At 67.9% G+C, this 24,157-nt stretch carries 20 protein-coding genes and 1 pseudogene; 9 read left to right on the top strand and 12 right to left on the bottom strand.

The window, feature by feature from the left end; translation table 11 throughout:
* The first annotated feature begins 43 nt into the window (after nt 1–43).
* Both SB786_RS16660 and SB786_RS16655 read left to right on the top strand, forming a co-directional pair.
* Complete coding sequence (locus SB786_RS16660; protein WP_410728396.1) at nt 44–1,447, top strand: GntP family permease; 1,404 nt, start codon at nt 44–46, stop codon at nt 1,445–1,447.
* A 491-nt stretch (nt 1,448–1,938) separates the two neighbouring features.
* Complete coding sequence (locus SB786_RS16655; protein WP_006760818.1) at nt 1,939–2,190, top strand: DUF4148 domain-containing protein; 252 nt, start codon at nt 1,939–1,941, stop codon at nt 2,188–2,190.
* 48 nt (nt 2,191–2,238) lie between these two features.
* On the opposite strand, the gene SB786_RS16650 is transcribed toward SB786_RS16655, so the two are convergent.
* Together SB786_RS16650 and SB786_RS16645 are read right to left on the bottom strand one after the other, a co-directional pair.
* The gene (locus tag SB786_RS16650; protein ID WP_410728395.1) at nt 2,239–3,834 is read right to left on the bottom strand and encodes a thioredoxin family protein; all 1,596 of its coding nucleotides are present in this window, start codon (nt 3,832–3,834) and stop codon (nt 2,239–2,241) included.
* 332 nt (nt 3,835–4,166) lie between these two features.
* Complete coding sequence (locus SB786_RS16645) at nt 4,167–4,667, bottom strand: GNAT family N-acetyltransferase (protein ID WP_410728394.1); 501 nt, start codon at nt 4,665–4,667, stop codon at nt 4,167–4,169.
* Between the two features lie 530 nt (nt 4,668–5,197).
* On the opposite strand from SB786_RS16645, the gene SB786_RS16640 reads away from it, so the two are divergent.
* The 3 genes from SB786_RS16640 to SB786_RS16630 all read left to right on the top strand — a co-directional run bounded on the left by SB786_RS16640 (nt 5,198) and on the right by SB786_RS16630 (nt 9,201).
* Entirely contained in the window at nt 5,198–7,537 is a 2,340-nt protein-coding gene (locus tag SB786_RS16640; RefSeq protein ID WP_410728393.1) for a phosphocholine-specific phospholipase C, read from the top strand.
* Nucleotides 7,538–7,775: 238 nt separating this feature from the next.
* Nucleotides 7,776–8,045 (top strand): hypothetical protein, encoded by a 270-nt coding sequence (locus tag SB786_RS16635; protein ID WP_006753639.1) that lies wholly within the window; start codon nt 7,776–7,778, stop codon nt 8,043–8,045.
* Between the two features lie 163 nt (nt 8,046–8,208).
* Entirely contained in the window at nt 8,209–9,201 is a 993-nt protein-coding gene (locus SB786_RS16630) for a DedA family protein/thiosulfate sulfurtransferase GlpE (RefSeq protein ID WP_410728392.1), read from the top strand.
* A gap of 67 nt (nt 9,202–9,268) precedes the next feature.
* On the opposite strand, the gene SB786_RS16625 is transcribed toward SB786_RS16630, so the two are convergent.
* The 7 genes from SB786_RS16625 to SB786_RS16595 all read right to left on the bottom strand — a co-directional run bounded on the left by SB786_RS16625 (nt 9,269) and on the right by SB786_RS16595 (nt 17,151).
* Complete coding sequence (locus tag SB786_RS16625) at nt 9,269–10,741, bottom strand: OprD family porin (protein ID WP_410728391.1); 1,473 nt, start codon at nt 10,739–10,741, stop codon at nt 9,269–9,271.
* A 160-nt stretch (nt 10,742–10,901) separates the two neighbouring features.
* A complete protein-coding gene (locus SB786_RS16620; RefSeq protein ID WP_410728390.1) occupies nt 10,902–11,924 on the bottom strand; it encodes an ABC transporter ATP-binding protein in 1,023 nt (340 codons plus the stop codon).
* On the bottom strand, nt 11,921–12,913 hold the full coding sequence (locus SB786_RS16615) for an ABC transporter ATP-binding protein (protein ID WP_410728389.1): 993 nt from the start codon (nt 12,911–12,913) through the stop codon (nt 11,921–11,923). Before SB786_RS16615 ends, SB786_RS16620 begins: the two co-directional genes overlap by 4 nt.
* Nucleotide 12,914: 1 nt before the next feature.
* Nucleotides 12,915–13,817 carry an ABC transporter permease gene (locus tag SB786_RS16610; RefSeq protein WP_410728388.1) on the bottom strand — a complete coding sequence of 301 codons (903 nt, stop codon included), beginning with the start codon at nt 13,815–13,817 and terminating at the stop codon, nt 12,915–12,917.
* A gap of 13 nt (nt 13,818–13,830) precedes the next feature.
* Nucleotides 13,831–14,769, bottom strand: coding sequence for an ABC transporter permease subunit (locus tag SB786_RS16605; RefSeq protein ID WP_410728387.1), 939 nt, complete (start codon nt 14,767–14,769; stop codon nt 13,831–13,833).
* 11 nt (nt 14,770–14,780) lie between these two features.
* The gene (locus SB786_RS16600; RefSeq protein ID WP_410728386.1) at nt 14,781–16,394 is read right to left on the bottom strand and encodes a peptide ABC transporter substrate-binding protein; all 1,614 of its coding nucleotides are present in this window, start codon (nt 16,392–16,394) and stop codon (nt 14,781–14,783) included.
* Nucleotides 16,395–16,572: 178 nt separating this feature from the next.
* Nucleotides 16,573–17,151, bottom strand: coding sequence for a cupin domain-containing protein (locus SB786_RS16595; protein WP_006753630.1), 579 nt, complete (start codon nt 17,149–17,151; stop codon nt 16,573–16,575).
* A 498-nt stretch (nt 17,152–17,649) separates the two neighbouring features.
* On the opposite strand from SB786_RS16595, the gene SB786_RS16590 reads away from it, so the two are divergent.
* Together SB786_RS16590 and SB786_RS16585 are read left to right on the top strand one after the other, a co-directional pair.
* Entirely contained in the window at nt 17,650–19,173 is a 1,524-nt protein-coding gene (locus tag SB786_RS16590; protein WP_410728385.1) for a peptide MFS transporter, read from the top strand.
* Nucleotides 19,174–19,293: 120 nt separating this feature from the next.
* On the top strand, nt 19,294–19,500 hold the full coding sequence (locus SB786_RS16585; protein ID WP_006760925.1) for a hypothetical protein: 207 nt from the start codon (nt 19,294–19,296) through the stop codon (nt 19,498–19,500).
* Between the two features lie 55 nt (nt 19,501–19,555).
* Here the strand turns inward: SB786_RS16585 and opgC are convergent.
* The 3 genes and pseudogenes from opgC to SB786_RS16570 all read right to left on the bottom strand — a co-directional run.
* Nucleotides 19,556–19,996 (bottom strand): annotated as a pseudogene (gene opgC, locus SB786_RS16580) (OpgC domain-containing protein); the annotation flags it as partial.
* A 155-nt stretch (nt 19,997–20,151) separates the two neighbouring features.
* Complete coding sequence (gene rarD / locus SB786_RS16575; protein ID WP_410728384.1) at nt 20,152–21,051, bottom strand: EamA family transporter RarD; 900 nt, start codon at nt 21,049–21,051, stop codon at nt 20,152–20,154.
* 12 nt (nt 21,052–21,063) lie between these two features.
* Nucleotides 21,064–21,360: an acylphosphatase gene (locus SB786_RS16570; RefSeq protein WP_410728383.1), complete on the bottom strand. Its 297-nt coding sequence runs from the start codon at nt 21,358–21,360 to the stop codon at nt 21,064–21,066.
* A 199-nt stretch (nt 21,361–21,559) separates the two neighbouring features.
* Here SB786_RS16570 and hpnA point away from each other — a divergent pair, with 199 nt between their 5' ends.
* The gene (gene hpnA / locus SB786_RS16565; RefSeq protein ID WP_006760929.1) at nt 21,560–22,567 is read left to right on the top strand and encodes a hopanoid-associated sugar epimerase; all 1,008 of its coding nucleotides are present in this window, start codon (nt 21,560–21,562) and stop codon (nt 22,565–22,567) included.
* Nucleotides 22,568–22,675: 108 nt separating this feature from the next.
* The gene (locus tag SB786_RS16560; protein ID WP_410728382.1) at nt 22,676–24,088 is read left to right on the top strand and encodes a phage tail protein; all 1,413 of its coding nucleotides are present in this window, start codon (nt 22,676–22,678) and stop codon (nt 24,086–24,088) included.
* The last annotated feature ends 69 nt before the right edge of the window (nt 24,089–24,157 follow it).

Below are 24,157 nucleotides of genomic sequence, written 5' to 3'. Positions count from 1 at the left end.
TCGAACAACAACCAAAGCCATTCCAAGCAATTAGGAGACTCCCTTGTCTTTCGTGATCGTCCTCGCCGCGCTGGCGTTCCTGATGTTCGCCGCGTATCGCGGCTACAGCGTGATCCTGTTCGCGCCGATCGCCGCGCTGGGCGCGGTCCTGCTGACCGACCCCGCCGCCGTCGCACCGGTCTTCTCCGGCATCTTCATGGAGAAGATGGTCGGCTTCGTCAAACTCTATTTCCCGGTGTTCATGCTCGGCGCCGTGTTCGGCAAGGTGATCGAACTGTCCGGCTTCTCCGAGTCGATCGTCCATGCGGCGATCCGCTACATCGGCCGCTCGCGCGCGAATGCGGTGATCGTCGCGGTGTGCGCGCTGCTCACCTATGGCGGCGTGTCGCTGTTCGTCGTGGTGTTCGCGGTGTATCCGTTCGCGGCCGAACTCTATCGCCAAAGCAACATTCCGAAACGATTGATGCCCGGCGCGATCGCGCTCGGCGCGTTCTCGTTCACGATGGACTCGCTGCCCGGCACGCCGCAGATCCAGAACATCATCCCGACCACGTTCTTCAAGACGACTGCCTGGGCCGCGCCGGTGCTCGGCACGATCGGCTCGCTGTTCATCGTCGTCGTCGGCCTCACGTACCTCGAATGGCGCCGCCGTTCGGCGATGGCGAAGGGCGAAGGCTACGGCACGTCGCTCGTCAACGAACCGGAACGCGTCGAAGCGAAGTCACTCCCGCATCCGGCGCTGGCGATCCTGCCGCTGATCCTCGTCGGCGTGTCGAACTTCGCGTTCACGAAACTGATTCCGCAGTGGTACGGCGCCGCGTCGTACACGGTCGCGCCGGAGGTGCTGCCCGGCGTGCACGCGCCGGTCACGACGTCGATCAAGACGGTCGTCGCGATCTGGTCGGTCGAGGCCGCGCTGCTGCTCGGCATCGTGCTGGTCATCCTGACCGCGTTCAAGCGCGTGAGCGGCCGCTTCGCGGACGGCTCGAAGGCGGCCGTCGCCGGCGCATTGCTCGCCGCGATGAACACCGCGTCGGAATACGGTTTCGGCGGCGTGATCGCCGCACTGCCGGGCTTCCTCGTCGTCAGCGATGCGCTGAAGAGCATTCCGAACCCGCTCGTGAACGCGGCCGTATCGGTCAGTTCGCTCGCCGGCATCACCGGTTCGGCGTCAGGCGGCATGAGTATCGCGCTCGCCGCGATGTCGGACCTGTTCATCAAGGGCGCGCAGGCGGCCAACATTCCGCTGGACGTGCTGCACCGGGTCGTCGCGATGGCCAGCGGCGGCATGGACACGCTGCCGCACAACGGCGCGGTCATCACGCTGCTCGCGGTCACGGGCCTCACGCACCGCCAGTCGTATCGCGATATCTTCGCGGTCACCATCATCAAGACGCTCGCGGTGTTCTTCGTGATCGCCGTGTACTACACGACGGGCCTCGTGTAAGCCTGTGCATCGGGCGGCGTTCCGCGCCGCCCCACCCCTCGGTCGGCCGCATCGACGCGGCCGGCGCTTCGTTCCCCCGCACCCTCTCGACCGCCCTGCATCGCCGTAACAGGCAGCGCAGCGCGCCGTCCATCACGCTGCACCTTCCCGGTAGATCCGCATGCAAACTGGGCGAACCGCCCCGTATTCGCCTCCACCGATCCGCTCCCTGACCGACCGGAACCGCCCAACGCCACACCGCTGCACGGCTCGCACGGCTCAGCATCCGCCACGCGCCGCCATCCGGCACCGCCGCCGCCGCCGCCACTCCCACTCCCACTCCCACTCCCACTCCCACTCCCACTCCCACTCCCATTGTTACCAACAGCAGAACACTGCATTGGGAGCGCTCGCATTTTTCCCGCGCGTGGCCGGGCCTACACTGTTTTCAACCGCAGCCGCTTCGTCGAACGGAGGCCGGCCGCCCAGTCGGAAACATGGAGGTCCCTATCATGAAGCGCCTGATTCATGCAGTTGCCATCGCCCTGGCCGTATCCGCCCCGCTTGCCGCGCACGCGCAGTCGAACCCGCCGCTCACGCGTGCGCAGGTCCACGCCGAAGTGAAAGCGCTCAAGCAAGCCGGCTTCCAGCCGAGCGACTGGTTCTATCCGGCCAGCATCGTTTCCGCCGAAGCGAAGATCGCCCGCGAGCAGAGTGCCGGGTATGGCAGCGATCGCGGCGCGTCGTCGGAATCGAGCCAGTAATCGCGGCCTCCGCTCCCCCAGCCCGCCCGACCGCACCCCCGGCCGCCTTTACGCCTTCACCGGCTGAATCAATTTCGCGCATGCCGCCGCCTGCGGATCGCCCGTCGGCAGCTTCGCGCATACCCCATCAAACTCCTTCACGACCGACCTGACCGACGCATCGTGCGCCCCGCCGCCGCGCCAGCGGTTCAGTTGCGTGACGACCTTGGTCAGCGCGCGCAGGTTCGCCCCATAAAACGCATCCCTCGTCTTCCCGGCCTGCGCGAGCACGCTCGCGGCGATCGCCTCGATCCGCGCCGAATCGTCCGGCGCCAGCGCGACCGCATTCGCGAAGTAGGTCGCACCCCAGCGCAGTTTCGTCGCCGGTCCGCTCGCCGAGTCGTACGCCTTGCGGTACCAGTCGAGCGCCGCGGCCTTGTCGCCGCGCGCCTTCGCATTCGCGGCCAGTCCGGACATGAAGTAGTACGGCGTCGCCGAACGCGGCAACTCGGCTCTCAACAAGACATCGGATTCGTCGTATAGCCCTGCGTCGGTCAACGTGTCCGCCGCTTCGCTGACGAGCGCCTGCCGCTCGTACGGATTCGCGGCGCCGTGCACCGATGCCGCGATCTGCTTGCGTGCGGCATCGACCAGCGCCGGCGCGGCAAGCGGCGCGCCGTCGTGCGCGTCGCCGCGCGCGAGCAGCACGCGGCCATGCAGCGCCATCAGGCGGTCGATCGACGACAGCGTCGTGTCGGTCGACAGCCGCGCGAGCGCCGCGTCGTACGCGCCGCGCAGCTTCGCGCGCTGCGCGGCATCGCCGCCGAGGTAGGCGACCACGCGCGCGGGCGCCGCGACGAGCACATCCGAATCGGCCCGCGCCAGCGCCGGCTCGCGCAGCACCGCGCGCAGTGCATCGGCGAGTGCGGCCTTGTCGAGCACGCCGGCCTGCGCGGGGTCGTCCGAGGCCGCGACCACCGCCGACTTCAGCGCGAACCGCGCGGCGTCCGCCTTCGCGCCGGCCGCACGCGCACGCTGCGACAGCGTCTGCAGCGTCACCGCGACACGATCGGCCGGCACCGGCAGCGCGCCGTCGGTGTCCCATGAATAGTCGGCGAGCAGATGCCATTCGTCCGGCGTCAGCGACGCGCCGTTGTTCAGCGCGGTCGTGAGCGTCTGCCGCACCGGATGCGCGGCCGTCATCCCGAGCGACAGCGCCTGCATGTAGCGATCGAGATCGGCTTCGCCCGGCAGCCGCGTCACTTCGGTGCCGTCCGGACGGAACAGGATCATCGTCGGATAGCCGTGCACCTTGAAGCGCTCGCCGAGCTTCTGCGCGCTTTCGGTATCGCCGTCGAGATACACCGGCACGAAGAACGACGAGCGTGTCTTGAACGCCTGCTGGCTGAAGATCGTCGACTTCACCTGGTTGCACGACGGGCACCACACCGCGCCCCAGTACAGCAGCAGGGGCTTGCCGGTGCGCTTCGCCAGCGCGAACGCGGCATCGACGTCGCCCTGCTGCCACGCGATGCCTGGCGGCAGATGCGCGCCGTCGCCCGACGGACGCGACACGGCGGCGCCCTGCGGCGCGGGGGTGGCGAACGCCGCGCCCGCGGCGGCGAACAGGCAGGCGGCAGTCAGGTTCCGGAGAACGGTTTTCATCGAGGGGGTTTCCGTTGAAAGAGACGGTTGCGGAAGCGGCGTCGCGCGACGATCGAAGCCGGCCTATCAGCGACGGCCGGCCCATGCGTGCGAAGCGGCGAGGCGAAAACACGACGAAACGGCGAAACAACGAAGGGCGTCGACGGATGGCGCCGCGCATGCCGGAACCGGCCGTGCGCGTCGTGCACGCATCGACGCAGAAAGCCGCGAGCGGCAAATCGCTCGACGATACGATTCACGCGGCCGGTTGAAAACGAACCAATTCTCGAATGGATATGACGTGCGGCATCGTCGTGGGCGCAACGATGCACCGCACTGCACGCTAGCATCCATTACTGCCGCCCTTTGATCCGCGCCATCTGATACACCGATGCATACGCGCCGTCGCGCAGCGCATAGTCAGCCGCCTCTCCCTCGATCCGGAAACCATGCTTTTCATACAGCGCGATGGCCGCCGGGTTGTCGACGAATACGGTCAATTCGAGGCGCGTGACGTTCAGCCAGTTTTCGGCGAGTTCGATGGCGGCGGCCAGAAGCCGGCCGCCGATGCCGCGACCATGATGCGACGCATCGACCATCATCCCGAGCGACGCCGCATGACGCCGGCGCGGGTTCTGCTCCGGATGCAGTGCGAGATGGCCGACCACCGCGCCGTCGAGCTCGGCGACGAGGCTCACGCCCTGTTCACCGAGGCGCTCGAGTCGCTGCCGCCATTTCTCGTGCGATGGAAACGGTTGCTGGAGCGTGTTCATGTACACCGCGGGATGCGCGACGATTTGCCGGATCGCGTCGACGTCGTGCGTCTCGCTGTGCCGGATCGTGATATCGGTCATGACTGGGTAGAGTCGAAAGTATCGGGCCGGGGCACGTTGCCGCGCGAACGCAACAACGCATCGAGCTTATCCGATTTCACACGAATGAAACATGGTCGCCGCGCAACGCGATTCCGTTGCACGCACAACCACACCGCATCACGCCGGCTTCACGCAATCGGTAATTCCTGACCACTCCCGTCCACCCGAATCGGTAATTTCCGACCCTTCCGATATCTTCGCTGCGCGTCGCCGATTAGTTGCGCTCGCAACGTCGCCGCCATCGGCACCGCACGTCATCGCGTGTCATCTGCGCATCACGTCGACGTCATCTGCGCTGCCTAGACTGGGCGCCGCCCCGCCCGGCACTCGCCGGGCACGCGTGGGCCGACATCCTGCTCCGCGCATCACGAGCGTGCGGCACGCAGGATCGCGACAACGGCCGACGCGCCGAAACGCACACGCATCGCGAGCCGTCCCTGAGGGCGGACGACGCACGGGCGCAACAGACGAAGTCACGAACGCTCCCATCATCACAGGATCAGAACGCCATGACGTCACGCCGCAAATTCCTTCAGCAAACCGCGACTTCCGGCCTCGCCGCCGCCGCGCTGTCCGCGTTTCCGCCAAGCATCCGCCGCGCGCTCGCGATTCCCGCGTTTCACGAAACGGGGACCATCAAGGACGTCAAGCACGTCGTACTGCTGATGATGGAAAACCGCGGGTTCGACGGCTACTTCGGCACCTTCAAGGGCGTGCGCGGTTACGGCGACCGCTTCGCGGTGCCGTCGCCGAACGGCCGCGACGTGTTCCACCAGACCTACACGAAAGCCACACCCGCCGCGACCATCACGCCGTACCACCTCGATGCGCGCCAGGGCAACGCGCAGCGCGCGGGCGGCACGCCGCATACGTGGGCCGACGCGCAGGCCGCATGGGACCATGGCCGGATGAACCGCTGGCCGGACGCGAAGACGCCGCTGTCGATGGGCTATTACGACGCGGCCGAAGTGCCGTTCCAGCGTGCGCTCGCCGACGCGTTCACGCTGTGCGACCACTACCACTGCGGGATGCACACGGGCACGATCGCGAACCGGCTGTTCTACTGGAGCGGCACCAACGGCCCGAACGGCATCAGCCCGGCCGACGGCGGCCGCGTGAAGCTCGCCGCGCTGAACAACCAGTTCAACGGCGGCAACGACATCGGCCCGTCGAGCCAGGGCTGGACGTGGACGACCTACGCGGACCGGCTGCAGCAGGCCGGCGTGCACTGGAAGGTCTACCAGAGCCTGATCGACAACTTCGGCTGCAACGAGATGATGAGCTTTCGCCACTGGCGCGCGGCCATCGAGCAGATGCCGGCCGCACGCCGGCCCGCGTACGTCGCGTCGACGGACATCACGCAGCCCGTGACGGCGGCCGGCGCGTTCTACGATCCGGCGATCGACGATCCGTTGAGCCCGCTCGCGAAGGGTTTCGGCAACACGATGCCGTACGGCTTCCTCGAAACATTCCGTGACGACATCCGCAACGGCACGCTGCCCGAGGTGTCGTGGATCATCCCGCCGTCCGTGTACAGCGAACATCCGGGGCCGTCGAGCCCCGCGCAGGGCGCGTGGTACGTGCAGGCGGTGCTCGACGCGCTGACCGCGAACCCGGACGTGTGGAGCAAGACCGTGCTGCTGATCAACTACGACGAGAACGACGGCTTCTTCGACCACATGCCGTCGCCGGCCGTGCCGTCGCGCAACGCGGACGGCTCGCTCGCGGGCGGCCATACGCTCGCGGCTGCCGACGTCGCCGTCGAGTATCACGACTTCGCGCCGGCCACGTCGAGCCAGCCCGCGGCCGACGGCCGTCCGTACGGTCCGGGCCCGCGCGTGCCGATGTGGGTCGTGTCGCCGTGGAGCCGCGGCGGCTGGGTCAACTCGCAGGTGTTCGACCATACGTCGACGCTCCTTTTCCTCGAGAAACGCTTCGGCGTGGTCGAGCCGCAGATCAGCGCGTATCGCCGCGCGGTGTGCGGCGACCTGACGAGCGCGTTCAACTTCCGCGCGCCGAACAACGAACCGCTGCCGACGCTCGCGGGCCGCACGACGAAAAGCCAGGTCGACGCACTGAGCGCCGCGCAGCAGAGCGCGCCGAAGATCACACCGCCTGCCACGCCGTCGCTGCCCGCGCAGGCTACCGGCGTGCGCCCGTCGCGCGCGCTGCCGTACGAGCTGCATGCGAGCGCGCAGGTCGATGCCGGCAAAGGCACCGTCACGCTGAAGTTCGCGAACACCGGTCGCGCGGCGGCGGTGTTCCACGTCTACGACAAGCTGCACCTCGACCGCGTGCCGCGCCGCTACGTCGTCGAGCCGGGCAAGGCGCTGCGCGGCGACTGGGCGGCGCTGGCCGACGACGGCGGCAAATATGACCTGTGGGTGCTCGGCCCGAACGGCTATCACCGCCGCTTCACCGGCGACCTGGCCCGGCTGGCCGGCGGGCGGGCGCCGCATCCGGAGATCCGCGTGGGCTATGCGGGCGCGAGCGGCAACCTGCATCTTCGACTGCGCAACGACGGCGGCAGCCCCGTGCGCTTCACGGTGAAGTCGAACGAGGTGTACGGCGCGTTGTCCGGCCGCGGCGCGAATGGCGATCACGGCCACGGCAACGGCAACGGCAACGGCAACGAGGACGACAACCGCACCGGTACGACGTGGACCGTCACGGTGCGCGCCGGCGGCCAGTCGGAACTGCACTGGAACCTCGACTCGACCGGCCACTGGTACGACTTCGTCGTCACGGTCGACAGCGACGCGAGCTTCTCGCGCCGCGTGGCCGGCCGCGTCGAAACGGGCCGCCACTCGGTCAGCGACCCGGCGATGGGGCTCGCCGACCGCTTCTGACGGCAGCCGCGCCCGCGCGGCCCGATTACCGGCCGGGCACCGGGCGCAGCGCACCCCGATCCGGCTGAAACGCCCGCCCGGCGCGGCTCAAACATCAGAAGGATGGGTGGTACAACCCTCTTTTCGCACCCACGAAAATGCTCCGTGTTGCGGCCCGTTCGCGTTAAACTTCGTCAAGCTGCATTCAACAACGACATCTTCGCCAATCTGGCACACACACGACACGAGGATAGGTTCGATGCGCACTACCGGCTCATCCGGGGCAATGACCCTGCTCACCGAACACGACCCGGCCGACGGCCGCGAACTCCGCTCGCTCAGGCTCGAATCGACCAGCGACGGCAAGAGCGTGCTGCTGATCGAGATCGACGAACGCAAGCCCGGCATTCATCGCGAGGTCCGCTACGAGATCACGCCGGCCGAACTGATCGCGGCGATCCGCTCGCACGGCGCCGAGCTGCCCGGCGAAAACCACGGCGCCGCATCGCTCGCCCGCACCCCTTCCTGAAGTCCGACGGTGAGCCGCGTGCAACGCATCGGCTCACCGTTCTGCCCGCATCTCCCTGCCGCCGTCAGGCGCTTTCCGTCATTCCCCGACGCACGGTTGAAAATGGCCGATAATCGGCCCATCTGTGTAGTCTCCCCACGCGCTTCCTTTTCGGCCAGCCGTCATGCTCCGTGACCTCGTCGCCCAATACGGGCCGCTTCTCGTGTTCGCCAACGTACTCGCGGCGGCCATCGGCCTGCCGGTGCCGGCAATGCCGACGCTCGTGCTGTTCGGCGCGATGGCCGCGATGCATCCGGCGATGATCGGCTCGCAGCTCGTGACGGTGCTGGCGCTGTCGGTGCTCGGCGCGCTGATCGGCGACACCGTGTGGTACGTCGCCGGGCGGCGCTACGGCGGCACGACGCTGAAGACGATCTGCCGGCTGTCGCTGTCGCGCGATACCTGCGTGAAGAAGACCGAACGTTTCTTCGGCCGCTACGGCGTGCGCGTGCTCGCGGTCGCCCGTTTCATTCCGGGGCTGTCGCTCGTGTCGGTGCCGATGGCCGGCGCGCTCGGCACGCGCTATCGCACCTTCGCCGGCTACGATGCGCTCGGCGCCGCGCTGTGGACGATCGTCGGGCTCGTCGCGGGGCTCGTGTTCTACCGGCAGATCGACTGGCTGTTCGCCGGCGCGGGCCGGCTCGGCCGCGCGGTGCTGCTGGTGATCGTCGCGCTGCTCGCGGTCTATGCGGCCGTGCGCTGGATGCGCCGCCGCGCGCTGATCCGCCAGCTCGCGAGCGCGCGCATCGGCGTCGACGAACTCGATCGCCTGCTGACCGATGCGTCGGCGCCCGTGGTGCTCGACGTGCGTTCGCCCGAGCACCGCAAGCTCGACCCGTTCACGATTCCCGGCGCGCAGTTCGCGGACGAGCGGCGCATCGCCGACATCGTCGCGCGCTATCCGCTCACGCAGAAGTTCGTCGTGTATTGCTCGTGCCCGAACGAAGTGACGGCCGCGCTGATGGCCAAGCGCCTGCTCGACGCGGGCTTCACCGATGCACTGCCGCTGCGCGGCGGCCTCGATGCCTGGCGCGACACCGGCCGCCAGCTCACGTCGCTGGTGGAAGAGATGCCGGCCGCGAACGACCCGGTGGCGGGCTTGCACAAGCCGGCCTGATCGAACTGACGGCAGGCCGGCCGCGCAAGACGGGAAATACCGCGGGGGACGTTGCATCCCCCTTCGATCAGAACGCGTGCAGCGGCACGTTCACGACCAGGCGATACTCGCGGTTCGTCGCGTCCGAAGAGTGCATGGAACCGTTGTGCCACATCGCGATGAACGTGACCTTCGTGTCCTTCAGCTTGCCGCTCTGGAACGTGTACGACGGGATGAAGCCGAACTCGTGGTGACGGCCCTGCACCGGTGCGCCGTTGCTCCAGTAGATGCTCGATTTGCTCGGATCGTTCGCCGCACCGGCGCTGCCGTCCGCCCCCCAGCCCGTCACGCCCCACACCATTGCCTTGAACCCCGGCAGGCCCGCTTCCTTGCCGTAGAACGTGTAACGCAGCTGCAGCGACTTTTCGTGCGGCGCGTTGTAGTCGACGTCCATCGAGTTGGTCAGGAAGATGCCGTTGGTTTCGTTCAGGTAGTCGAAGAACTGGTCGCCGAGCACCTGCTGGAAGCCGAGCAGCAGCTCGTGCGGACCGTGCTGCGCGGCCAGCGACAGGCTGTATGCGTTGTTGTCGATCTTGCCCTGCAGCGCGTCGCCGGTGTCGTGCGTCGAATAGACGTTGCCGAAGCCCGTCCACTTGATCGTCTGCGGGCTGCCGATGCTGTGCTTCACCGACGCGTAGTACTGGCGCCACACGTCGTCGGCCTGGTTCGCGTACAGCGCGACTTCGCCGTTCGGCGAGTAGTCCCACGTGCCGCCGACGTAAGTCAGGCGGTTGATGCGCGTGCCGCCGTATTGCGTCGTGAGGTTCGTGAGCGTCGTGTGGCCGCGTGCGTCGGTCTTCGTGAAGCTGCCGGCCTCGAGCATCACGTTCTTGAATTCGTTGCTGACGATCGTCGCGCCGAGGAAGGTCGGCGGCAGTGCGCGGTTGTCGTGCTGCTCCATGAACGGGTTGTCGACGGCCTGCAGGCCGTACTTGACCACCGTGTTCGAAATGCGCGCCTTGATGTCGTAGATGCCCGGGTACGCCCACGCGAGCTGGTTGCCGCCGCCGCCGCCCTTCGCGATGTGCACCATGCTGCCGGCGCCCTGGCCGCCGTCGAGCTTCAGCGCCGCATACAGCGACGCGTCGAAGCCAATCCCGATCAAGCCCGTCGTGAAGCCCGACTCGAAGTTCGCCATCGCGCCCTGGACCCACGCGTGGCGGTGCGGGCCACCCTTGCTGTCGAGCACGTCCGAGTAGTTGCGAAACAGGAAGTCGAGATGGCTGTCGGCAATGAAGCCCTTCGACTTCGACTGGGCCGACGGCTCGTCAGGCGGCGTGACGGCCTGCGTCGCTTCGGCGTTGATAACGGCGTTCGGGGTCGTTGCCTGCGCAACGGTCGAGCTCGCGCCGGCGGACGGCGCAGCCTGCGCGACCGTCAGCGGTGCGGGGGCCGCGTCGTCGGCGTGCGCGACGCCGGTCAGCGACACGCCCGCGAGCGCCGGCAAGCCCCATGCAAGCAGCATCTTCGATGCCGTCCCGATCGTCTTTTGCTTTTTCATCGTCATTCTCGTCTTGTGTTGATGTCGTCCACGCCGGTTGCGATCCGCTTCCAGCCCCCCGGCGAGCCCGGTTAAGGACGCGCCTTTACCCGCGGCGCGAAGGTCGTTCGCGCCGCACCCTACCCCTGTTGACCTGCCTGGTTATGTTTGCTGCGTCACTTCACGCCGCCACGCCCGCCCGGATGCACGCGACACGCGCCGCCGAGCCGTGCCGCACTTCCGGCAGCGGCACGTCCTGCGCGCACGCGTCGATCGCGACCGGGCAGCGCGTGCGAAACGCGCAGCCGGACGGCGGGTTGAGCGGCGACGGCATCTCGCCCGCCAGCAGCATCGGACGGCGAGCACGCTCGCGCGCCGGCTCCGGCGTCGGCGCCGCATCGAGCAGCGCCTTCGTGTACGGGTGCTGCGGCACGCCGTACACGTCATGCCGCGTGCCGAACTCCATCACGCGGCCGAGATACATCACGAGCACGCGCTGGCTGATGGCCTTCACCACCGCCAGGTCGTGCGCGACGAACAGATAGGACAACGACAGGTCGCGCTGCAGATCGCGCAGCAGGTTCACGATCTGCGCCTGGATCGACACGTCGAGCGCCGAGACGGGTTCGTCGCAGATCACGAGCTTCGGCTCGCTGATCAGCGCACGCGCGATCCCGACGCGCTGGCACTGCCCGCCGGAAAATTCGTGGGGATAGCGCAGCAGGTGATGCGCATTCAGGCCGACGCGCTCGAGCATCGTGATCACGCGGCGGCGCACTTCGGTGCGGCCGAGGCCCGCGTGGTGCGTGACGAGCGGCTCCGCGACGATCTGCTCGATCGTCATGCGCGGATCGAGCGACGCGAGCGGATCCTGGAAGATCATCTGGACTTCGCGGCGCATCGCGGTGCCGCGCAGATGATCGGGCGCGACGGCCTCGCCGCGCCAGCTCACCGTGCCGGCCGTCATCGGCACGAGGCCGATCAGCGCGCGCGCGAGCGTCGACTTCCCGCAGCCCGACTCGCCGACGAGCCCGACCGTCTCGCCGCGCTTCACGTCGAACGACACGCCGTCGACCGCGCGCAGCGTGCCCTTCGGCGACCACGGATAGCCGCCGAGCGGCACGCGGAAATGCACCTTCAGATCCTCGACGGACAGCAGCGTGTCGCCCGTCGCGCCGGCATTGCGGCGTGCTTCGACGCTCATCGCAGACCTCCCGTCAGATCGGCCAGCGGTCGGTGGCACGCGCGCACCGCGCCCGCCGCGCCATAGGTTTCGAGCGCGGGGCGCGCCGCACCGCAGCGCTCCTCCGCATACGTGCAGCGTTTCGCGAACGCGCAGCCAGCCGGCGCGGTGCCGGGCATCGGCGGATTGCCGGGAATCGCGACGAGCGGCGCATCGTCCGCGTCGGTCAGGCGCGGCAGCGCGTTGAGCAGCCCGATCGTGTACGGATGCGACGGCGCCGCGAAGATCGAATCGGCCGGCGCGTATTCGACGGTGCGGCCCGCATACATGACCATCACGTCGTCCGCGAGGCCCGCGACCACGCCCATGTCGTGCGTGATCAGCACGATCGCGGTGCCGCGCTCGCGGTTCAGCTCGCGCAGCAGGTCGATGATCTGCGCCTGCACGGTGACGTCGAGCGCGGTGGTCGGCTCGTCGGCGATCAGGATTTCCGGCTCGGACAGCAGCGCCATCGCGATCATCACGCGCTGCCGCATGCCGCCGGAGAACTCGTGCGGATACATGCGGATGCGGCGAGCCGCATCGGGAATGCGCACCGATTCGAGCGCCTCGATCGCGCGCTTGATGGCTTCCTTGCGCGACAGCTTGCGATGCAGCTGCAACGTCTCGGTCATCTGCCGCTCGATCGTCAGGAACGGATTGAGCGACGTCATCGGATCCTGGAAGATCATCGCGATCCGGTCGCCGCGCACCGCGTTCAGCGCGCGCGTATCCATCTCGAGCAGGTTGTCGCCGCGATAGCGCGCCGTGCCCGTCGTCGTGCCGTTGCCGGCCAGCAGGCCGAGCAGCGCCATCACGGTCTGGCTCTTTCCCGAGCCCGATTCGCCGACGATGCCGAGCGTCTTGCCGGCCTCGAGCGAGAACGACACGCCGCTCACGGCGTCGACGGGCGGTGCGTCCTTGCGCGTGAAGCGCACGCCGAGGTTGTCGACTTCAAGTAGTGATGTCATCTCAGCGATCCTTCGGGTCGAGCGCGTCACGCAGGCCGTCGCCGACGAAGTTCACGCAGTAGAGCGTCACGCACAGCATGACGGCCGGGGCCAGCAGCAGCCACGGCATCGATTCCAGTTTCTGCGCGCCGTCCTGGATCAGCACGCCCCAGCTCGTCATCGGCTCCTGCACGCCGAGGCCGAGGAACGACAGCACCGATTCGGTCAGCACGATATTCGGCACCGAGACCGTCGCGTACACGACGACCACGCCGAGCAGGTTCGGCACGATGTGGCGCAGCACGATCGAGGCCGGCGACACGCCGATCGCGCGCGCCGCATCGACGAACTCGCGGTTGCGCAGCGACAGCGTCTGGCCGCGCACGACGCGCGCCATGTCGATCCACGAGAACGCGCTGATGGTCAGCACGACCAGCATGAACGAACGGCCGAACAGGGTCATCATCAGGATCGCGATCAGCAGGTACGGGATCGCGTACATCATGTCGACGACGCGCATCATCACGGAGTCGACGCGGCCGCCCGCGAAGCCCGCGGTCGCGCCCCACGCGACGCCGAACAGGCCCGACACGAGCGTGCCGAGCAGGCCGACCTCGATCGATACGCGGCCGCCGATCAGCGTGCGCACGAGCAGGTCGCGGCCGAGCTCGTCGGTGCCGAACCAGTGCTGGTTGGTGAACGTCGGCGGCAGGCTGATCGAGGCCCAGTCGCTCGCCGCGGGATCGGCCGCGAGCAGCCACGGGCCGGCGAAGCACGCGAGCGTGATCAGCGCGAGCAGCACGAGGCTGAACACGGCCGCGCGGTTGTGAAGGAAGCGCGCGAACGCGAGCGCGAGCGGCGAACGCGAACGCGGCGGCGAGTCGGTCTGCACGGGCAGACTGACGACGGGAGTAGTCGGGGTCATCGCAGTGCCTCGCTCAATAACGGATGCGCGGATCGAGCCACGCGTACGCGAGGTCGACCAGCAGGTTGAACAGCACTGCAAACACGGTCGTCATCACGACGAGACCGAGCACCAGCGTGTAGTCGCGGTTGATCGCGCCGTTCACGACGAGCTGCCCGACGCCCGGCAGCGCGAACACCGATTCGGTGACGACGGCCGCCGTGATCGACGTGATGCAGACCGTGCCGAACAACGACACGACCGGCATCAGCGCGGGCTTGAGCGCGTGACGCAGCACGATCGTCGAGCCCGGCAGGCCCTTCGCGCGCGCGGTGCGGATGTAGTTGCTCGACAGCGTCTCGATCATCGAGCCGCGCATCACGCGCGCGAGCAGCGACACGTTGATGAGGGTCAGCAGCGCGATCGGCAGCAGCCGGTACTGCCAGCCGCCGTCGCCCCAGCCGCCCGCCGGCAGCCAGCCGTTGCCGGCCGACGTCTTCAGCAGGATCGCGAAGATCCACACCATGACGGGGCCGAGCACGAACGGCGGCACGACGTTGCCGAAGTTGCCGATCAGCATCACGAAGCGGTCGATCACGCTGTCGCGGCGCACGGCCGCGACGGTGCCGAGCAGCACGCCGAGCACGATCGAGATCGGGATCGACACGCCGCCCACGCCGAGGCTCACGGGCAGCGCCTTCTTCACGAGATCGTTCACCGACCAGTCGACGTAACGGAACGACGGGCCGAGATCGCCGTGCAGCAGCGCGCCGAGATACAGCAGGTACTGCTTCCACAGCGGCTCGTCGAGGTGATACTTCGCGTTCAGGTTCGCGAGCGTCGCCACGGACAGCTGCTTCTCCGTATCGAACGGGCCGCCGGGCGTGAAATGCAGCAGCAGGTAGCAGACGGTGATGACGGCGAGAATCGTCGGCACCGCCCACAACGTGCGTCTCAATGCGTAGGCCAGCATGATCGCTCCGCTCAGTGCTTGATCAGGTACAGGTCCTGCGACGCACGCATGTCGATCACGTTCTTCAGCGAGTAGCCGCCCACGTAGGGCTTCACGAGACGGTCGGCCGAGTACTGGAACAGCGGCAGCATCGGCGTGTCGTTCATCGCCGTGTCGTGCGCCTGCGTGAGCAGCGCGGTGCGCGCCTTGTCGTCGAGCTTCTGGTTGCCTTCGTCGACGAGCGTGTCCATCTGCTTGTTGCAGTAGCCGACGGTGTTCTGCGAGCTGCCGCAGCGGATCAGGTCGAAGAAGGTCATCGCGTCGTTGTAGTCGGCGAACCAGCCGTCGCGCGCGATCTGCACCTTGCCGTCATGCCGTTCCTTCATCAGCACCTTGAACTCGACGTTCTCGAGCTTCGTGTTGATGCCGAGCTTCGTGCGCCATTCCGATGCGGCGAACAGCGCGACCTTCTTGTGCAGGTCGTTGGTGTTGTACGTGAGCGTGAACGACAGCGGCTTCGCGTCCGAGTAGCCGGCTTGCTTGAGCAGATCTTTCGCGGTCGCGACACGCTTGGCCATCGGCCACGACGCCCATTCCGGCGTGAACGGCTGCGCGCCCTTCGTGCCGTTCGGCATCAGCCCGTACATCGGCTTCTCGCCGGCCTGCGTGAGCTTCGACGTCAGCACGTCGCGATCGATCACCATCGACAGCGCCTGGCGCACGCGCTTGTCCTTGAGCGCCGCGTCGCTGTTGTTCAGGTAGTAGTAGTAGGTCGCGAGCTGCAGGCCCGGGCGCAGCTCGCCGCCGAACTGCTTGCTGACCTGCTGGAAGATGCCCGACGGGATCGAATAGCTGTAGTCGATCTGGCCGGCCTGGTACATGCGCATCGCGGTTTCGTCGCTTTCGATCGGCAGGTACGTGACCTTGTTGATCACGACCTTCGACGCGTTCCAGTACTTCGCATCCTTCGTCGCCACGATGCGGTTGTTCGGCTGCCAGTCGACGAGCTGGAATGCGCCGTTGCTGACGATGTTGCCGGGGCGCGTCCATGCGTCGCCGAACTTCGCGACGGTGTCCTTGTTCACCGGTGCGAGCGGCGCCATCGCGGTCAGCTCGGGGAAGAACGCGACGGGCACGTCGGTCGTCACCTCCAGCGTGTACGGGTCGACCGCGCGCACGCCGAGCGCCGTCGGCGCGGCCTTGCCGGCGATGATGTCCTTCGAGTTCCTGATGAATTCGACGAGGATCGTGTACTTCGAGCCCGTCTTCGGATCGACGAGACGCTGCCACGAATAGACGAAATCGGCGGCCGTCACGGGCTGGCCGTTGCTCCACTTCGCGTCGTGGCGCAGCTTGAAAATCCACGTCTGCGGCGTCTTGCGCTCCCACGACTGCGCGACGCCCGGCACGACCTGGCCGGCCGCATCGATGCGGGCGAGCCCTTCGAACAGATCGAGGCCGATGGTGTTGCCGGTCCACGATTCGATGTGCGCCGGGTCGAGCGACTCGACTTCGGCGGGCACCTGGCGCGTCAGGTCCTGTTGAGGAGCGAGCGCGACGTTCGACGGAACGGTCACGGCGTGAGCGGCGGGCGTCGTCAGGGCGAGCGCGGCCAGCACGGCCGACATGGCATGCAAGGATTTCATCGTGGCGGTCTTGAGAAGGTTGTTCGGTGAGCGTCGCGCGGCGAATGCCGCGGATTACGCTTGAGACGCTGACGGGTGCAGCGATTGGGGAGGCCCGTGGTTCTCGTATTGCATATTAGTATTCCTTACGTTTCTTTCGACAGGCATTCCGTCTCTGAAACGAAGGAATACCTGTGCGTTAGAACAGCCTTGGTGTACCGACCCAGACCACCACCGACTCGATCTTCGCGGTGTTGACCCAGCTGTGCGGGACCGTCGACTGATAGTGCGAGCTGTCGCCGGCCTGCAGGACGAAGGTCTTGCCTTCCAGCGTCAGCGACACTTCCCCTTCAATCACATACAGGAACTCCTCTCCTGCATGCGTCGTTACTTCCGACCGTTTCTGCCCCGGCGGCAACCGCACGAGGATCGCCTCGAGCTGACGCCCTTCGGACACGTTCGTCAGCCTCGCGAACAGGTTCGCCGAATCGGCGAATCCGAAGAAGCGCAACTGCTCGCCTCTGCAGACCGAGCGTTCCTCGCTCGGCGTATCCACGAAGTACTGCACCGTCACGCCGAGCGCCTGTGCGATGCCGGCCAGCGACGTCAGCGACGGCGACGCGAGCCCGCGCTCGACTTGAGACAGAAACGGCTTCGAAATACCCGCGGCGGTAGCGGTGTCGTCGAGCGTGCGCTTGAGTCGTTGGCGCAACGCGCGAATCTTGCTGCCCAGAGCGGCAGCGTCTGCCGATCGCGAGTTTTCAGTGGGGGAAACCATAGCAGGCCGAAAAGTGGTCGTCAAAAAATGTTTGATGGAAAGTAACTAAGTTAAATCGAGATAGCTTAATCTTCAGGTTCGCACACGTCTTCGGTGTCGCGCCCGGTGCACTAAACAGGGCACGAAGCGTGCGAAACGACGCGCTATCTTGCCAGACTCGCCCGCTTCACAGGCACGCTGCAAGGGGCTCTCCGGGAATTTGCGGAGGACGGGCGCAAAGCTTACAAGTAAATAATGAGACAAATGTTCGTGAAAGCTGCTGCCATATTGGGAGTTTCCCTGAGTGGCGCGGACCCGACGCACCGGACCGGCAAACGTTACCATTCGCGCGCCGGTCGGGGCCGCGCGCCGCCATATCGGGCGGATTCCGGCCCCGGCCCGGGCTAACCCGCCCGACTGCTCCATCGCCGACGCAAAGCCTACCCGGCCCTCGTGCTACGGCGCCAGTTCGACCCCAAGGCGACGCGCGATCCGCGCCGTCCGTTTGAAACGAGATTGATGATGCACGCACCTGTTTCACAAACCCGATCGTTTACGACGGTCTTCCTCATCGAAATGTGGGAGCGCTTCGGCTACTACGGCATGGCCGCGCTTCTGGTCCTCTTCATGGTCGACCGGCTCGGTTTCACCGACAGCCATGCGAACCTGACCTGGGGCGCGTTTACCGCGCTCGTCTACGCGTCGCCGTCCATCGGCGGCTGGATCGGCGACAAGGTGCTCGGCGCCCGTCGCACGATGATCATCGGCGCGGCCGTGCTGTGCGCCGGCTACCTGATGCTGGCGGTGCCGAACGACGCGCTGGCGTACATGTACGCTTCGCTCGGCGTGATCGTCGTGGGCAACGGCCTGTTCAAGGCCAACGCGGCGAACCTCGTGCGCCGCATTTACGAAGGCGACGACGCGCGCATCGACAGCGCGTTCACGATCTACTACATGGCGGTCAACATCGGCTCGACCGTGTCGATGCTCGCGACGCCGTGGATCAAGGATCACTGGGGCTGGCACACCGCGTTCGCGGTCTGCTGCGGCGGCATGCTGTTCGCGATCCTGAATTTCATGCTGATGCACCGCACGCTCGCGCACATCGGCTCGCAGCCCGACGACGAACCGATCCGCTGGAAGCGCCTCGGCGGCGTGGCGGCAGGCGGCGTCGCGCTCGCGCTGATCACGCTGTACGTGCTGCAGCACAAGCAGCTCGCGGTCGCGAGCGTGTGGGCGGCCGCGTTCGCGATTCTGGCGATCTTCGCGTACATGATCGCGAAGTCGGAGCGTTCGGAGCGGGCGGGCCTGATCGCCGCGCTGGTGCTGATCGGCCAGGTGATCCTGTTCTTCATCTTCTACGTGCAGATGTCGACGTCGCTGACGCTGTTCGCGCTGCGCAACGTCGATCCGCGCTTCATCCTGTTCGGCACGACGCTGTTCACGTGGAGCGCCGCGCAGTTCCAGGCACTGAACCCGATCTGGATCATGATGCTGAGCCCGGTGCTCGTGTGGATCTACAACGCGTTCTCGAAGAGCGGCCGTGACCTGCCGGTCGCGGCGAAATACGCATTCGGCTTCGGCGCGGTGGCCGCCGGCTACCTGGTGTTCACGATCAGCGGCCGCTACGCGGTGGACGGTCGCGTGTCGTCGTGGTTCATGGTGTGGGGCTACGGCCTCTACTCGCTCGGCGAACTGCTGGTGAGCGGCCTCGGCCTCGCGATGATCGCCCGCTACGTGCCGGCGCGCATGAGCGGCTTCATGATGGGCGCGTATTTCGTCGCGACGGGTGTGTCGCAGTACCTCGGCAGCGTCGTCGCGAACTTCGCGCAGATGCCGTCGCACGACCTGCCGGCCACCGAATCGCTGCCGCTCTATCTGTCGCTGTTCGAGAAGCTCGGCTGGCTCGCCGCGATCGGCATGCTGCTGGCGCTGCTGCTGCTGCCGATGATGAACCGCCTGTCGCGCCAGCATCAGCGCTGCGCGGACGAGCGCCGCGAGGAAGAAGCGGTGCAGGCGCAGGCGATGGCCTCGGCTCAGTAAGTACTATCCCTCGGCGTGCGGCGTGCACGCCACATTCTCCCGCCGGCGCGGCCAGCACGTCCTACACTGGTTGCAACGGCGCAACCGTTCCATCGCGGTGCGCACTGGCGGGAGAAGATCATGAAAAGCAAAACGACTCGGCTCTTGAGGATACTGTCGGACATCCGGCACGCGCAGCGCTGCACCGCATTGCGCGCGGCCCGGGCCGCGGCCGAAGCCGACGCGGTGCTCGCGCAGCAGGACGATCCGAAGTCCGACGAACGCGACGACGCAGAATCCGACGACGCGACGGCGGTCCCCCGCTCCCGCATCGGCTCACCTCACTGAGCGCACCAACGCCGCGCGGGCCCTTGCGTGCCGCCTGCGCGCGCTCCCGTGCCGCTCATGCGGCCGCGCCGCGCCAGCGCGCGAACCACGATCCCGACCCGGCCACGGCCATCATCAGCCCGACCGCGCACGCGTCGGCCGCGAGGCCCACGCCGATATGCCGCAGCTCGGCGCCGTTCGCAACCGGATGCAGCAGCGAATCGATGACGAGCGAGATCGCCGCGCCGGCGACGAAGCAGATCAAGCCGCGCCGGCCGACCGCGACGACGGGCTGCACCGCTTGCGCAACGCGCGCGATCCAGCCGTAGCGCACGCAGTCGGCTATCAGCCACGCGAGCGCCGCGAAGCTCACGATGCGCGGCAGCGCGAGATCGCGCTTGAGCACCCCTTCCGGCACCGGCAGCCCCGAGAACAGCTTGTAGCCCGCGCAACCGAGCACGATCGCGCACGCGACGCCGGTCGCCGCGGCGCTCCAGCGCCCGATCGCCCGAGCGCGACACATTGACGATACGAAGCTGGCGACGCGGCCAGCGTGACGTCCGTGCGGCGCCAGTTCGACGCCAGGATCGAGGATTCGACTTCGCCGAACGCGGGGCGCGCAGGCCGTTTCCCCGCGGCCGTCGTGCGGCGGGAGATGGCGCTCAGCGACCCTCAGCGACGCGCGGGCAGGCGCCGCATCAGGATCGTGCTGTGCCACGCCGTCAGCGCGACGGCGACCCAGATCGGCGCGTACGTTGCGAGCTGCGCGACGCTCAGCGTCTCGCCGAGCAGCAGCAGCGACACCGCGACGAGCAGCACGGGCTCGACGTAGCCGAGAATGCCGAACAGCGCCATCGGCAGCATCCGGCTGGCCTTCAGATAGCTCGCGAGCGCGAGCGTGCTGAGCACGCCGAGCCCCGGCAGCAGCGCGGCCCACAGCAGCGGATGGCTGGCGACCGGCGTCGGGCTCGTCGACACCATCGCGAGCGCGACCGGACACAGCAACACGATCTCGACCGCGAACGCGGCCAGCGAATCGGCGTTGATCCGGCGGCGCAGCACGAAATACGGCGGATAGCCGAGTGCGACGACGAGCGTCGGCCACGCGAACGCGCGGGTCGCCCACACCTCGTGCGCGACGCCGAGCGCTGCTAAGGCGACCGCCGCCCATTGCAGCGGATCGAGTCGTTCGTGATAGTAGAAGCGGCCGACGAGCACCATCGTCAGCGGCAACAGGAAATAGCCGAGCGACACTTCGAGCATGCGCCCGTGCAACGGCGCCCACAGGAACAGCCACAGCTGCAGGCCTAGCAGCGCCGCGCTCGCCGGCAGCGCGATCAGCAGGCGCCGGTTACGCACGCTGCGTCGAACGAGCTCGACGAGCGCGGGCCAGCGGCCGCGCAGCGCGATCAGCGCGAGCGCGCCCGGTGCGGTCCACACTATGCGCCACGCGAAGATGTCGAGCCCCGTGAGCGGCGCGAGCAGTTTCGCGTAAGCGGACATCAGCGCGAACAGCGTCGACGCCAGCACCGACAGCATGATGCCGCGCCCGGCCTCCGGATACCCCGTCATGTTGTTTTCGCCTTACTGCTGCTGGAAGCGATCGAAGCGCCTTTCGATCAGACGTTCCTCGAACGTGACCTCGGTCACGCGTGCGCCCGGCGGCCCGTGGCGCAGCCACGCGAGCATCCGGTCGATCTGCGCGCCGGAGCCCTGGATCATGGCCTCGACGCTGCCGTCCTCGAGATTCGCGACCCAGCCGCGCAGCTTGAGTGCATGCGCCTCGCGCACCGTCGCGTGACGGAAGCCGACGCCCTGCACGACGCCGCGCACCCGCACGTAGTAGGTCTCGATCCGTTCGTCCAGTTCATTACGGCTCATCGCGTCGCCCTCCTGTTGCATTCAAGCCCGGCATTGTAGTCGCGTCGGCCGCTTCATACACGCGCCCGGCACGCCGGCCATCCTCCTCCGCCCGGTGCGGCCGCCCGCGCGGCGCTCGCGTCGCCGTGCGCGCCGACCACGTACAATCTCGCCGACGCACAACCGCCGCGCCGCCCGCGCGCGGCCCTGAAGGAAACGCATGACTGATACCTCCCGCGATCTCGTTCTCGTCACCGGCGCGTCCGGTTTCGTCGGCTCGGCCGTCGCACGCATCGCGCAGCAGAAAGGCTATGCGGTGCGCGTGCTGGTGCGCCCGACCAGCCCGCGCACGAACGTCGCGGATCTCGACGCCGAGATCGTCACCGGCGACATGCGCGACGAGACGTCGATGCGCGCCGCGCTGCGCGGCGTGCGCTACCTGCTGCACGTGGCGGCCGACTACCGGCTGTGGGCACCGGATCCGGACGAGATCGAGCGCGCGAACCTCGAGGGCGCGGTCGCGACGATGCGCGCGGCGCGTGCCGAAGGCGTCGAGCGGATCGTCTACACGAGCAGCGTCGCGACGCTGAAGGTCACGAGCGCCGGCGATCCGTCCGACGAAAATCGGCCGCTGACCGCCGAGCAGGCGATCGGCGTGTACAAGCGCAGCAAGGTGCTGGCCGAGCGCGCGGTCGAGCGGATGATCGCCGACGAAGGGCTGCCGGCCGTGATCGTCAACCCGTCGACGCCGATCGGCCCGCGCGACGTGAAGCCGACGCCGACCGGCCGCATCATCGTCGAAGCCGCGCTCGGCAAGATTCCCGCGTTCGTCGATACCGGCCTGAACCTCGTGCACGTCGACGACGTCGCGCACGGCCACTTTCTCGCGCTCGAGCGCGGCAGGATCGGCGAGCGCTACATCCTCGGCGGCGAGAACCTGCCGCTGCAGCAGATGCTGGCCGACATCGCGCAGATGACGGGCCGCAAGGCGCCGACGATCGCGCTGCCCCGCTGGCCGCTCTACCCGCTCGCGCTCGGCGCGGAGGCCGTCGCGAAGTTCACGAAGAAGGAACCGTTCGTGACCGTCGACGGGCTGCGGATGTCGAAGAACAAGATGTATTTCACGTCCGCGAAGGCGGAGCGCGAGCTCGGCTACCGCGCGCGTCCGTACCGCGAAGGGCTGCGCGACGCGCTCGACTGGTTCGGCTCGGCGGGCTACCTGAAATAGCACAACGCGGCGTGCTTCACGCCGCTTTGCGCATTTTGTTACACGTCACCGACGGACCGGCACCGGCGCAGCGGTTAAAATCGCGGGTCTTACGCAGAGAAGACACGCATGAACCTGAACGATCAGATCGATTCGCTCAACGCGGGCGTCGATCAGCTGCTTCACGATCACCACGCCGCGCAGCAGGCGGCACGCAGCGCGGAAGCGTTCGCGCGCGCCGCCGCGGCGCAAGCCCAGGCCGCCGCCGAGCGTCACGCCGCGGCGGAAGCCGAAGCGCAGGCCGCCGCGCAGCGCCACACGGCCGCAGCCGCCGACGCCACCGCCGCGCAGCAGCGCCACGCCGATGCCACCGCCGCGGCCGAAGCCGCCGCCCAACGCCACAACGAAGCCGCCGCGCAGGCCGAAGCCGCCGTCCAGCGGCACGCCGAAGCGACCGCGCTGACCGAAGCGCTCGCGCAGCGTCACGCGGATGCGGAAGCCGCGTCGCAGCGCCACGCGGCCGCGATCGCCGAAGCCGAGGCCGCCGCGCAACGTCATCACGCCGCCGCGACCGAAGCGGAAGCCGCCGCGCAGCGCCATGCCGCGGCCACCGCGGAAGCCACGGCCGCCGCGAAACGCCACGCGGATGCGACCGCCGAAGCCGAGGCCGCGACGCAACGCCACGCGGCCGCGATCGCCGAGGCCGAAGCGCTCGCGCAGCGTCATCTGCAAGCGATCGCGGAAGCGGAAGCCGCCGCGCAGCGCCACGCCGATGCGACCGCCCAAGCGCAAGCCATCACGCAGCGCCACACCGAAGCCATCGCGCAGGCCGACGCGGCCGCGCAACGCCACGCGCAGGCAACTGCCGAGGCGGAGGCCGTCGCGCAACGCCACAGCGAAGCGATCGCGCAGGCCGAAGCGGCCGCCGAGCGTCACGCGAAGGCGATCGCCGACGCGGAAGCGCTCGTCGCAGCCGTGGTGAACGACGCGGCGACGACCGCGGTCGCGTCGGAAACCGCGACGGCCGTCGCGGCCGAAGTCGTCGAACCGGTTGTCGAGCAGGCCGCCGCGCCCGTGGCGGAGACCACCGAACCGGCAACCGTCGAAGCAGTCGCTGCCGCGTCGGCGGACACGGTCACCGACGTCGTCGCGACGACCGCCGCCGACACCGCGATCGAAGTCGCCCCCGCCGCCGAAGCAGCGAACGCGCCCGCGGACAAGGCGACGCTGCACGTCGCTCGCCCGTCGCAGAACGAACTGACGCTGACCGTCAACGGCCAGTCGATCACGCTGCACCCGGAGCAACTGGGCCAGCTGATCGAGGAACTCGCGCACGCGCGCGCGTCGATGCAGCCGGAACCGCCGCCCGGCATCCCGGCCGGCTGGCGCTTCGTGACGACGAAGAACCCGACGATGGCCGTGCAGAAGCAGTCGAACGGCGACCGCCTGCTGGTCGCGCGCCACACCGGCTACGGCTGGGTGCCGTTCACGTTCTCGCCGGACGTCGTGATCCAGATGTACATGATGCTGACGCAGCGGTAAGCACGCGCAGCGCCGCCGCAAAAGAAACAGCCCGATCGGTTCGCACCGATCGGGCTGTCTGTTTTTTGA

The organism is Burkholderia sp. SIMBA_062, assembly GCF_046534765.1.
In the GTDB taxonomy this organism is placed as follows: Bacteria; Pseudomonadota; Gammaproteobacteria; order Burkholderiales; family Burkholderiaceae; genus Burkholderia; species Burkholderia ambifaria.
Note: the sequence above shows the minus strand (reverse complement) of the source record. Positions and strands in the feature narration are given on the sequence as shown.

What these genes read in the sequence shown, in the direction of transcription:
- SB786_RS16640 (WP_410728393.1), top strand. Translation starts at nt 5,198, where the DNA reads ATGACGTCACGCCGCAAATTCCTTCAGCAAACCGCGACTTCCGGCCTC.
- SB786_RS16625 (WP_410728391.1), bottom strand. Translation starts at nt 10,741, where the DNA reads ATGAAAAAGCAAAAGACGATCGGGACGGCATCGAAGATGCTGCTTGCA.
- SB786_RS16560 (WP_410728382.1), top strand. Translation starts at nt 22,676, where the DNA reads ATGAACCTGAACGATCAGATCGATTCGCTCAACGCGGGCGTCGATCAG.
- rarD (WP_410728384.1), bottom strand. Translation starts at nt 21,051, where the DNA reads ATGACGGGGTATCCGGAGGCCGGGCGCGGCATCATGCTGTCGGTGCTG.
- SB786_RS16610 (WP_410728388.1), bottom strand. Translation starts at nt 13,817, where the DNA reads ATGACCCCGACTACTCCCGTCGTCAGTCTGCCCGTGCAGACCGACTCG.
- SB786_RS16655 (WP_006760818.1), top strand. Translation starts at nt 1,939, where the DNA reads ATGAAGCGCCTGATTCATGCAGTTGCCATCGCCCTGGCCGTATCCGCC.
- SB786_RS16615 (WP_410728389.1), bottom strand. Translation starts at nt 12,913, where the DNA reads ATGACATCACTACTTGAAGTCGACAACCTCGGCGTGCGCTTCACGCGC.
- SB786_RS16650 (WP_410728395.1), bottom strand. Translation starts at nt 3,834, where the DNA reads ATGAAAACCGTTCTCCGGAACCTGACTGCCGCCTGCCTGTTCGCCGCC.
- SB786_RS16620 (WP_410728390.1), bottom strand. Translation starts at nt 11,924, where the DNA reads ATGAGCGTCGAAGCACGCCGCAATGCCGGCGCGACGGGCGACACGCTG.
- SB786_RS16570 (WP_410728383.1), bottom strand. Translation starts at nt 21,360, where the DNA reads ATGAGCCGTAATGAACTGGACGAACGGATCGAGACCTACTACGTGCGG.
- SB786_RS16605 (WP_410728387.1), bottom strand. Translation starts at nt 14,769, where the DNA reads ATGCTGGCCTACGCATTGAGACGCACGTTGTGGGCGGTGCCGACGATT.
- SB786_RS16600 (WP_410728386.1), bottom strand. Translation starts at nt 16,394, where the DNA reads ATGAAATCCTTGCATGCCATGTCGGCCGTGCTGGCCGCGCTCGCCCTG.
- hpnA (WP_006760929.1), top strand. Translation starts at nt 21,560, where the DNA reads ATGACTGATACCTCCCGCGATCTCGTTCTCGTCACCGGCGCGTCCGGT.
- SB786_RS16635 (WP_006753639.1), top strand. Translation starts at nt 7,776, where the DNA reads ATGCGCACTACCGGCTCATCCGGGGCAATGACCCTGCTCACCGAACAC.
- SB786_RS16585 (WP_006760925.1), top strand. Translation starts at nt 19,294, where the DNA reads ATGAAAAGCAAAACGACTCGGCTCTTGAGGATACTGTCGGACATCCGG.
- SB786_RS16595 (WP_006753630.1), bottom strand. Translation starts at nt 17,151, where the DNA reads ATGGTTTCCCCCACTGAAAACTCGCGATCGGCAGACGCTGCCGCTCTG.
- SB786_RS16630 (WP_410728392.1), top strand. Translation starts at nt 8,209, where the DNA reads ATGCTCCGTGACCTCGTCGCCCAATACGGGCCGCTTCTCGTGTTCGCC.
- SB786_RS16645 (WP_410728394.1), bottom strand. Translation starts at nt 4,667, where the DNA reads ATGACCGATATCACGATCCGGCACAGCGAGACGCACGACGTCGACGCG.
- SB786_RS16590 (WP_410728385.1), top strand. Translation starts at nt 17,650, where the DNA reads ATGATGCACGCACCTGTTTCACAAACCCGATCGTTTACGACGGTCTTC.